This window comes from Nostoc sp. UHCC 0252 (assembly GCF_034931145.1).
In the GTDB taxonomy this organism is placed as follows: domain Bacteria; phylum Cyanobacteriota; class Cyanobacteriia; order Cyanobacteriales; family Nostocaceae; genus Nostoc.
On sequence record NZ_JAYGHE010000125.1, the window covers coordinates 1,971 to 11,076 of the forward strand.

10 protein-coding genes and 1 pseudogene are annotated in these 9,106 nt (G+C 44.5%); 2 read left to right on the plus strand and 9 right to left on the minus strand.

Annotated elements, in window-relative coordinates:
* The 7 genes from VB732_RS34290 to VB732_RS34320 form a co-directional block, all read right to left on the minus strand.
* On the minus strand, window positions 1-702 hold a 702-nt coding region (locus VB732_RS34290), incomplete at its 3' end, for a hypothetical protein (protein ID WP_323235279.1).
* Window positions 703-713: 11 nt separating this feature from the next.
* Window positions 714-1,157 (minus strand): hypothetical protein, encoded by a 444-nt coding sequence (locus tag VB732_RS34295; RefSeq protein WP_323235280.1) that lies wholly within the window; start codon window positions 1,155-1,157, stop codon window positions 714-716.
* A complete protein-coding gene (locus tag VB732_RS34300) occupies window positions 1,147-1,275 on the minus strand; it encodes a hypothetical protein (protein WP_255264462.1) in 129 nt (42 codons plus the stop codon). Before VB732_RS34300 ends, VB732_RS34295 begins: the two co-directional genes overlap by 11 nt.
* A 143-nt stretch (window positions 1,276-1,418) precedes the next feature.
* Window positions 1,419-1,694 (minus strand): hypothetical protein, encoded by a 276-nt coding sequence (locus VB732_RS34305; protein WP_323235281.1) that lies wholly within the window; start codon window positions 1,692-1,694, stop codon window positions 1,419-1,421.
* Window positions 1,691-1,936 carry a hypothetical protein gene (locus VB732_RS34310; RefSeq protein ID WP_323235282.1) on the minus strand — a complete coding sequence of 82 codons (246 nt, stop codon included), beginning with the start codon at window positions 1,934-1,936 and terminating at the stop codon, window positions 1,691-1,693. Before VB732_RS34310 ends, VB732_RS34305 begins: the two co-directional genes overlap by 4 nt.
* Complete coding sequence (locus VB732_RS34315) at window positions 1,933-2,166, minus strand: hypothetical protein (RefSeq protein ID WP_323235283.1); 234 nt, start codon at window positions 2,164-2,166, stop codon at window positions 1,933-1,935. Before VB732_RS34315 ends, VB732_RS34310 begins: the two co-directional genes overlap by 4 nt.
* A gap of 3 nt (window positions 2,167-2,169) precedes the next feature.
* The gene (locus tag VB732_RS34320; RefSeq protein WP_323235284.1) at window positions 2,170-3,285 is read right to left on the minus strand and encodes a ParM/StbA family protein; all 1,116 of its coding nucleotides are present in this window, start codon (window positions 3,283-3,285) and stop codon (window positions 2,170-2,172) included.
* Between the two features lie 246 nt (window positions 3,286-3,531).
* On the opposite strand from VB732_RS34320, the gene VB732_RS34325 reads away from it, so the two are divergent.
* Together VB732_RS34325 and VB732_RS34330 are read left to right on the plus strand one after the other, a co-directional pair.
* Complete coding sequence (locus tag VB732_RS34325; protein ID WP_323235285.1) at window positions 3,532-3,735, plus strand: hypothetical protein; 204 nt, start codon at window positions 3,532-3,534, stop codon at window positions 3,733-3,735.
* A gap of 764 nt (window positions 3,736-4,499) precedes the next feature.
* Complete coding sequence (locus VB732_RS34330) at window positions 4,500-7,436, plus strand: plasmid replication protein, CyRepA1 family (protein WP_323235286.1); 2,937 nt, start codon at window positions 4,500-4,502, stop codon at window positions 7,434-7,436.
* A 357-nt stretch (window positions 7,437-7,793) separates the two neighbouring features.
* On the opposite strand, the gene VB732_RS34335 is transcribed toward VB732_RS34330, so the two are convergent.
* Window positions 7,794-8,468 carry a hypothetical protein gene (locus VB732_RS34335; protein ID WP_323235287.1) on the minus strand — a complete coding sequence of 225 codons (675 nt, stop codon included), beginning with the start codon at window positions 8,466-8,468 and terminating at the stop codon, window positions 7,794-7,796.
* A gap of 131 nt (window positions 8,469-8,599) precedes the next feature.
* Window positions 8,600-9,106, minus strand: a pseudogene (locus VB732_RS34340) (chromosome partitioning protein ParA); the annotation flags it as partial.

Sequence of the window (9,106 nt, forward strand, 5' to 3'; positions counted from 1 at the left end):
TTTCTGCCATAAATTACCCAACATTGCACCCCAACCGCGAACTGTTCCTGTTGCAGAAACACTTGATGCTGGTGCATGATTTTGGCTAGTAACTGGTATCACTTCCTGGGGTATTTGATTTGGCTCTAATGCCCTTGAGCCGTACCGCGCACGGGCTAAAAGCTGTTGTCGTTTCTCTCTTAATCCCGTAGTAATTGCTTGCCTTTCGGCTTGCACAGTTTGCTTATTTTCTATACCGTTAATCTTGTTTTCATGCCTCCACAATTCCGCTTGCAAATCGTGGTGTAATTGGGCTGCAACTTCAGTTAAAGCGTGTTTACGCTTTTGGTCAATTCGCAACAAGTCGGCTCTATCTTGGGCATCTATCTTACTCATCTCTGAATCAAATTCCGAATTGAGTTTGCGAATTTTGGCGATAGCACCCGCTACATGAGAGCCGTATTGTTTACGAAGTTCGACCCAGGTAACTTGTCCTTTGGTCAGCTTCTCCATCGCCTCAAAGACGACCTTGGCGTTATCTAAGAAAGGCTCTAATCGGTCAGATAGTTCTTGGGCATTATTCGCATAGTCAGCGAATTGTTCAAGCTTATTTATATCAGAGAGATACCCCAGAATATCAGACTCAAACCCTCCCCATGCTTGTGCTTTTTCATCAATATGCGAACTATGACCAACTACCGGATTACGTATTGCAAAGTCCATTGCTTAATCTCCTAATAAGGTATGTTGTCGTAGTCGATATCGCTCGACTCTTGGGGCAATTCATCCCAATAACCCATGTCTTCAAATCGGCTATAAATTCTCGCTGCTAATTGCCTTATGGGGTCGTCAAAATCATCAGAAATTAAATCAAATCTTTTCTCACCAAATGCCAAAGTATTTGCAATGTCCGCATCAATCCCATTACCCAAGAATTGACCAAATGCAGCAGAGTATGGATGGTCATCAATGGTTTCATGAGTTGCTAAGAATTCGGTTCCAGTGAAGGGTGGGTAATCTTCACTCTCGAATATTGGTGTGGAAAGTGCCTCAATATCTGCTGAGATCCTTGCTGCCCATTCTTCAGGATTTTCCGCTTTGAATTGCTCTAATCTCAAAGCGCGGTCAGTCAGAGGTGATTTGCCCCAATCGTTGGGATTTTTGTAGTCAAGTGTCATTTGTTAGAATCCTTGTGTACTTTCGTTTTTGCGGCGAGAGATACATCCTGATTAGGCGATCGCCAAGCTTGCCGGCAGGTGCGATCGCTTCATCATCAGTTCTCACAAAACTCAACAAGTTCAAAAACCTCCCTCTGCACTTGGTTTTGACTTAATTCAAAGCGTCTAGCTTTCGAGTCATTAAATATGAAAGGGGCATTGACTCGACAATTAGAACGGTGGCTGTAGCGCAATTGTTGACCACGGAATTGGTACAGGTGGTTACGTTGCAAGGCTGTCATTGAAAGCATAAGTTTGTCCCTCAACTTGCGAATAAAACTCGATATTTAGGATTGCTTCGTGAATCTCCATCAAGGCTTGCACAGCATCACCCATCTTTAAGTCATTCGATGTACTGAATCGGTCGGAGGCTTCGATTTGCTTGTAATTGGGAGATGCTTGCACAAACCTTAGAGTTTGTTCGCAACCCAGGATGATGGTCATGATTTCGGTGGTCGTTAGGCTTGGCTGTGTCTGCATGGTTTCTTGGTCGCTCATAACTTTTTCCCTTTCCTTTGGGTTTTCATCGGTGTGGGTTGGGGTTCTGGGTCAGTGCTTGGCGCTTCTGGCTGACTCGGCCTTTGAAGTACATAGCTGATAGCCCCTCCACCCCCGACAGCTGCGGCGATGGTAAACATATTGTTTCTGCCGAAGTACTGCACTCCGAAATAGCCAAAAGCGATCGCTGCTGCTGTTGCACCAATGCCTAAAACCGTGTTTCTAAATGTGGTTCTGCTCATGCTGCCCCTTTAAAATTAGTGACCATTGCGCTAAGTGCCGATTTATTGGGCTGTGTAGAAAGTGAAGTTTCGGGTTTTGGTGATGGTTGCACATTGCCGTGTTGAAAAATCAGCTTCTCTACACCTGCTGATAATGCTTGTGTTGGCGCGTCCTGGGGTAAATCAAACATCTTGCACAATTCAATTACTGCTAGATAGGAGATGGTTATACGCCGAGATTCGTAATTCATTGATTAAGCTCCGAATGCAATTTGAGTTAATAGCTTCAACCCCAAAGCATTGATGAATTGGGGATTATTCAAGACCACAAAACCTAAACCGGCTAGGTTCTGATCCACCACTGGCAAGGAAACACCACCACCCCAGGCGACAAGGTATTTCGCTCGGTCTAGATAATTACCAGCAGTTACAAAGTTGGCGAATTTCTCAATCCTGTTACTCCACCACTCATCTAGACACTGGCTGTACTCGGTTTCAAATTTCTTGCCTGTCAGGTGGTTCCCTCCATAAGTGAAAGTGCCTTCTACAATTCCCTGGTTAACGAGACTGGGCGAGTGCTTCACATCCTTGGACAGCAGACTCACTCGGTCGTTTCGTTTGTCTAGTGCCTCTGCAATCATGGTGTGCAGTTCACCGGCTCCACCCTCTATCAGGTGTCTGTCAATCACTGCACCACTGCCGTTGAACACGGTAATCAACCAAGTTGATGAACCGATATCGAGTGCGATCGCTAATTCTGAGGGGTCAAGTACCAGGGACGCTTCACCGAATAAACAGTGGGCAATGCTCCCAAATCCTTCTGGATAAATGCCAGTAACAACGATTTCAACTGTCTTGCTGACAATGGAACGGGTTACAGGGTGCAGATGTTCAAAGGTGTGAGTCCCTTCAACTCTGCGCTTAATCTCATCTCCCCAGCGTTCGGGGTTGTGATTGCTCAAACTAATTTCTAGCTTGACCCCATCGGGAATATTCAGAACTGCTAAGTCTGCAAGGATGCTTTCTAGTGCCAGTTCTGCTTTTTTGGCTTTGTCTTCGTGTAGCAAGGTGTGGTCACTTTGCGCTAGAGCCGCACTGCCCCAGAAGATTTGAACGTCTTTTAAGTCCAGGCGCGTTCCTTCTACATATCGAAGCCATGCCCCATCTTTTGAGATGGTTTCGTGGTGCATGATGTTGCGGTTGCGAACTAGTGAGTATACGGCAGGCATCATGATCGAAAAATCACCGATGATTGCCTTCCCATACCCTGCACCTGAGTCTTTTCCGGCGATGAGGTCAGTTAGCCCTGATTTGGCTAACAAGTCTGCCTGAACTAGCCAATTTTTGGCATTGGAATATATAGCTGTCATGGTTCAGATAATTGTTAAAGTCTTGATTTTTCTGGATTTGGAGAATTTAGAGGCTAAATCGCTTTAAATCCACATATCCAGTAGGGGGCAAGCCATAGCATCACTTTCCGGCAACTCTAGCCTTTGTTGGGTGGCATTTTTTGGCTTGATGATGCTATACTACACGTAAACTAGTCAGCGCGTCAACTAGTTTACAGTTTTACTGCAAAAAACGTAAACACACTCGTATGATTTAGGAAGTAATGAATGATAGATGATGTTGTGGCACGAAGAAACGACCCAAGCTATGCACAGCTGAGTGGATACATCAGCAAGGAGGTGGTCAAGGAATTCAAGATGGCTTGTACTGACTTAGAAATTTCCCAAGTTGATGCAATGGAAGAGGCTGTCAAGCTATGGCTAGAAAAATACAAAGCTAGTAAAGCTAAGAAGTCAGAATCATCAGAATAGAGTGATCACACCCTATGAGGTTGTTTGAAAAGTTGTTAGCTGTGATTTGAAGCACTTATTGATCCCCCCTAGCCCCCCAATTTATCGGGGGATTTAGGGGGATCTAGAACGTTTTGCTACTGACAAAAGGACTTTTCAAACATCCTCTATGACCAAAACACCAACCGGAACTTAGAGATAATCACAAATTCTTACGTTCTCTCTTCAAAAGTACAGATTTTATTAAGTAATGTTACGGTAAACCAGTCTAAAAATTGGATCTCAAAACCGTACTTTAGGGGATGAAAATTCGTATTAGAGTTGGATGTCAAGTGTTCGATTGTTCTGTAAGATCAGGCAAGTACTGAAATGAAGCGTACACGGAGGTAAATATACAAAAGTATCAAAAGATAAACGGACAAAAGCGCCACTAGCTAGTAAGTAGTGACGCTTCATCCGAGATTTAGACTCATATTCCATTTACTGGAGCCGGAGAGGGGATCTCAAACAAACCAAAGCAGTGGCAGAAAAGTTGGGAAGCTTAGAAAACCACTGATTGGAAATGAGATTTAGTCCGTGCTGCCTTCACACTATTATATCGATAGCTGTGGCAACTTTGGTGTGCTTCTGTTGGCAGATTTTGGCTAAAAAAGTCATCAAATCTTTGTTTTAAAAACCAAAATTGGGCAAAATTCGAGCAATACAGCGATTTATGTAGATATAAGGTATGGCAGCGCGATAACCCCCTCCAAATACTGAAAAACAACGTATTTGAGGGAAAAGCTGTGAAAAATAGTAATTATGGACTTCAAAAAATTGAAGTTACACAGAGGTACGAGATCATATCCCGTCCCTCTGACATAGAAGCGCACCATTGGAATGAATGGTTAGCCAGTGCTGTTGACCCTGGAATTATTGCGCTAAACGTCATTTCCGTATCGGGTACTGCCGCCTACGATTACCTGTTCTATGGTCAAAACGTCCCCCGCCGTAACGATGGACGACTCAGAGACGGGGTACTCAAGAAGTATCGCCACATAGAAGGTAATAACTGGTGGTGCAGTGGCGTTGACCCGCTTAACGATTATAGCCCCATGATGTGGGGCGGCATGAAGCCCGACCACCCCAGGCGCGACCTGAACAAAGTTCTTAAATTCATCAAGTATGAACATCCCCTAAGAGTGCCAACACGGGCATTCTTCCTGGCAGTACCAGATCACATCTGGGAGAGTGTGGCCGCACGATATGACTTGACCATTAGCGATGAAGATAGGGCATTAGGCTTCTGGCATTGGGTATGGAAGTACAACATCTCAGTTGTGATTTGTGAAGGGGCCAAAAAAGCAGGGGCATTACTCACATTGGGCTATGCAGCCATCGCCCTTCCTGGGATAAACAGTGGCTACCGCAATCCCAAAGATGAATTTGGGCAACCCACAGGTAATTTACACCTAATTCCAGAGTTGCAACACTTCGCCACCCTTGGACGTAAATTCATCATCTGCTTTGACCACGACACCAAGCCAGAAACAGTTCAACGGGTGAATATTGCCATTAGCCAAACCGCTAAACTGTTAACGAAGTGCGGCTGTCAAGTCCTAGTGACACAGTGGAGTTACCCCGAAAAAGGCATTGATGACTTAATCGCTGCTAGGGGGCCAGCTGTTACTGATGAAATTATAAAACTAGCACTGACAAAAGAAAAATGGCAGGTCAAAGAGTACAGCCGACTCTCAATTGAGGCGGCACTCGTCCTCAATCAGCGTTACCTGGGAGCATTGACCATCCCGGAAACCGCTAAACTGATTTTACTCAAATCCGTTAAAGGTTCTGGTAAAACCGAGTCATTTGCCGCGATCGTTGCTGAGGCGATCGCCAACGGTCAACCCGTTATCCTCTTATCGCACAGGGTACAGTTAGCCCAAGCGATCGCGGATCGGCTAGGCATCCCCTACATCACCGAAGTCAGAAACAGCGAAACCGGGATTTTACTTGGTTTTGCGCTGTGTGTAGACAGTTTACACCCCAACGGTCAAGCCAGATTTAACGCCCTTTACTGGAAAGAACCGCTAGTAATCATTGACGAGTCCGAGCAGGTGATCTGGCATTTGCTCTCTGCCAACACTGAAGTTAAGAAGCATCGAGTCGAAGTCCTCAACCAACTTTCACAGTTGTTCAAAAACGCCTTCGCCCCTGGACGCGGTAAAGTCATCCTGGCTGATGCTGACTTATCTGATTTATCGCCGGAAATGGTCATGGGTCTAGCAGAAACCCAAGTTACCCCTTGGGTTGTCGTCAACAACTGGAAGGGTCAACCCTGGAACATTTACCACTACAAACAAACTACCCCGGTTAATTGGTTAGCTGCCCTGGAAGCCCACATCAAAACCGGGGGTAAGCCCTTTATTGCCGTTGATTGCCAAAAAGCTAAATCTAAATGGGGAACCAAAGTCTTAGAGGCGAGGTTAAAGAAACAATTTCCCGATCGCAAAATCCTTCGTATTGACTCCGAAACGATTGCCGACCCGCAACACGAAGCTTACAACTGCATCTCAAGATTAAACAAAGTGCTGCTGGAATATGACATTGTGCTGGCCTCCCCATCCATCGGCACAGGGGTCAGCATTGACATTTGGGGGCATTTTACCAGTGTTTGGGGATGCTTCCGGGGAGTAGCACCAGAAAATGCCACTCGCCAAGCCTTAGCCCGTGTCCGAGAGGCGATACCGCGTCATCTTTGGGTAGCCAGTCATGGCTTAGGAAAGATTGGCAATGGAGCAATTAACCTCAAATCCCTGTTAGCCTGTGAGCATAAACGCTTTCAAGCTAACTTGAAGCTGCTACAAAATGCTTCATTGATCATTGACGGCGATGAAATCAACATTAACCGCACTGCCTTAAACGTTTTTGGCAAAATGGCCTGTCGGATCAATGCGGGTATGATTCATTACCGCGACACTGTACTAGAGGAATTAGGCAACGAAGGCCATAACATTGTCGATGTCAATGACAACAAAATTCGCAAAAAGTTAAACAACGAAATCACCGCCCAAACAAATGAAGTTTACAACGGTGAATGTCAGGATATAACTGCTGCCGATACAACTGATATGACTGCTGCCAAATATTCGGCGCTACAACAACAACGGGCTAAAACCACAACTGAACGCCACATTGAGCGCAAATATAAGCTAGAACAGCGTTACGGTGTGGATGTTACCTCGGAACTCGTCAAAAAAGACGATCAAGGTTATTACCCACAATTGAGATTGCATTTTTACCTGACCTTGGGCAGAGCGAAAGTCGCTGACCGCGATCGCAAACTGGGTGAAAAGATGCTTGCCTGCAAGAGCGCATGGCTACCAGACTTTAACGGTGGTCAACTGGGTTTGGTAATTCATGCCTTGGAACTGTTCAACATCCCCAATTTCATCGCCGGCGATCGCGAATTCCGGGGAACTGATGCCGACCTAGTACAGATGGCTAACAATGCCTTGAGCGTGAAGTGGCAGGTGAAAACCGTTCTGGATATTACCCTCAATGACAATGACAGCCCCATCGTTATCTTAAGGCGATTGCTGAAGAAGATAGGGCTGAAATTGAAATACATCTGTCGAGATGGCACGGGCGAACGCCAGCGAGTTTATCGTGTGGTTGACGCTGACGATGGGCGAGATAAAATCTTCCAAAACTGGCTGTCTAGGGATGCAGCCCAGGCTTAACCGGAATCTTTAACTGTAAATCTATCAAAATACTGCGCCAGTTGTAGCCTTTACCTACAGCAGGGGTTGCCTCATGGAATAATTGCGACTTTCGTACCATTTCCCAGTGCAGACAAGCTTAATAATGTGATAGTTAGGACTACCATTCGTCCAAAATGCCTGTTTTCGGTTCCGTCCACTAACGGTAATTAAATAGATAAACAAATTTACTGGACGATCCATACAGGTCAATCACACAGGTAAATGGTCATGAACCCATTAACCCCCAGTAATGGATTTAAAGCCAGCCAGCCTGATGTATTAAAGCCGTAAAGCAACTGTCATCTGTCAACAGAAGAAAAATAACTTCAAAGCTCACTAAAATTCGTTTTCAAAGTCAGCTTCTAAATCTTGTTCAAACCAGTGTTCTGCCCACTTTCGAGAAAATAGCGACCCGACACGAGAGCAAAACGCTTTCAATTGTTGTACCTCAGTATTACTGTATTTCTCTTTGGACAGGCGCTCGAATAAAAAGTTTGAAATCTCTGTGGGGGTTGGGGAGGTGTCATCCGACCAAAACTCCTCGTCGTCATCGAGAATACATGGGCAAGCCATTTCAAACAGAATCATTGAGCGCAGTGAGTAGTCTGTTTCTTCTAAAGATTTATTTTTTAGAACTTTGAGGAGAATTTCCTCATCCACAAGACAAAATATGCGATATAAGTCGCACCAAATCTCATGATTATTCTGCCTCTGAACTGAACAGACAGTAGATATATTTTCAACAGTTTGTGCATCAATCGGGCTGAGGTGATCCTGGCAGAACAATCTTGAGATAATTGATTGGGTATCTTTGTCTATGGGAATCTCGATTTCATCTCCCAACCAATCGCTAGAGTTTCCCGCAGTAAAAAGCTCCCAACATAAATTGTTAGGTAAATTAATTAAGGCATTTACTAGAGGCGATATATCATTTTGTACATTGTTTTTGGGAGACTGACGAACTCTTCCATAATTAGGATCTAACGTTTTCCGCCGTTTGGCCTCGCCCATGTTGTATTTCTCCTACCAATAACACTTTTGTGTATCTGCTTATGAATGCTTCTGAGTTGCTCTAGCGTTACGCTGCTCTTGAGAGAGATTTTACCGGAGTTAAGCGGTTAATTAATTTACATTCAAATCCCTTAAATTATTACTTGCTTTAGGGTTTGAGAATTTCTGGATTTTGCGCCTTCAAGCCTTAAAAATAAGCCAGCTTTAATCAACTCCGGCTCATTTCTAGTAATCCATGCAGTTAACCTGCCCATAACGGAAATCTCTATTCCTTCATAGTTCACTGCTTCTGTAAAGCCTGCGTCAAGTGAATCAATTCTATCGATAACTCTATCTACAATCGGATGAAAATCTACCTCTATTGCTCCTAACTCCAATACAGATTGTCTGGTTTTAGATGAGTTGTACTTGATGAACGCTTTTTCGGCTTCACCCCAATACAAATTTCTCACCACTACATAATCAACCTGATTACCACAAGCTTCTATTAATCGTTTGAGTTGAATTACGCTGTCTTTGACTCTGCCTAGTACCGATACCATAGTAATGCGATAGCCCAAGCTTGACGATTGCACATCTTGAACAAAATCCTTAAAATAATCTCCCACTCCAGACGGCAGATCCATTAAAGCTACAGT

Excerpts from the sequence above, each read along its gene's own strand:
- VB732_RS34325 (WP_323235285.1), top strand. The coding sequence starts at position 3,532 with ATGATAGATGATGTTGTGGCACGAAGAAACGACCCAAGCTATGCACAG.
- VB732_RS34320 (WP_323235284.1), bottom strand. The coding sequence starts at position 3,285 with ATGACAGCTATATATTCCAATGCCAAAAATTGGCTAGTTCAGGCAGAC.
- VB732_RS34315 (WP_323235283.1), bottom strand. The coding sequence starts at position 2,166 with ATGAATTACGAATCTCGGCGTATAACCATCTCCTATCTAGCAGTAATT.
- VB732_RS34310 (WP_323235282.1), bottom strand. The coding sequence starts at position 1,936 with ATGAGCAGAACCACATTTAGAAACACGGTTTTAGGCATTGGTGCAACA.
- VB732_RS34335 (WP_323235287.1), bottom strand. The coding sequence starts at position 8,468 with ATGGGCGAGGCCAAACGGCGGAAAACGTTAGATCCTAATTATGGAAGA.
- VB732_RS34305 (WP_323235281.1), bottom strand. The coding sequence starts at position 1,694 with ATGAGCGACCAAGAAACCATGCAGACACAGCCAAGCCTAACGACCACC.
- VB732_RS34295 (WP_323235280.1), bottom strand. The coding sequence starts at position 1,157 with ATGACACTTGACTACAAAAATCCCAACGATTGGGGCAAATCACCTCTG.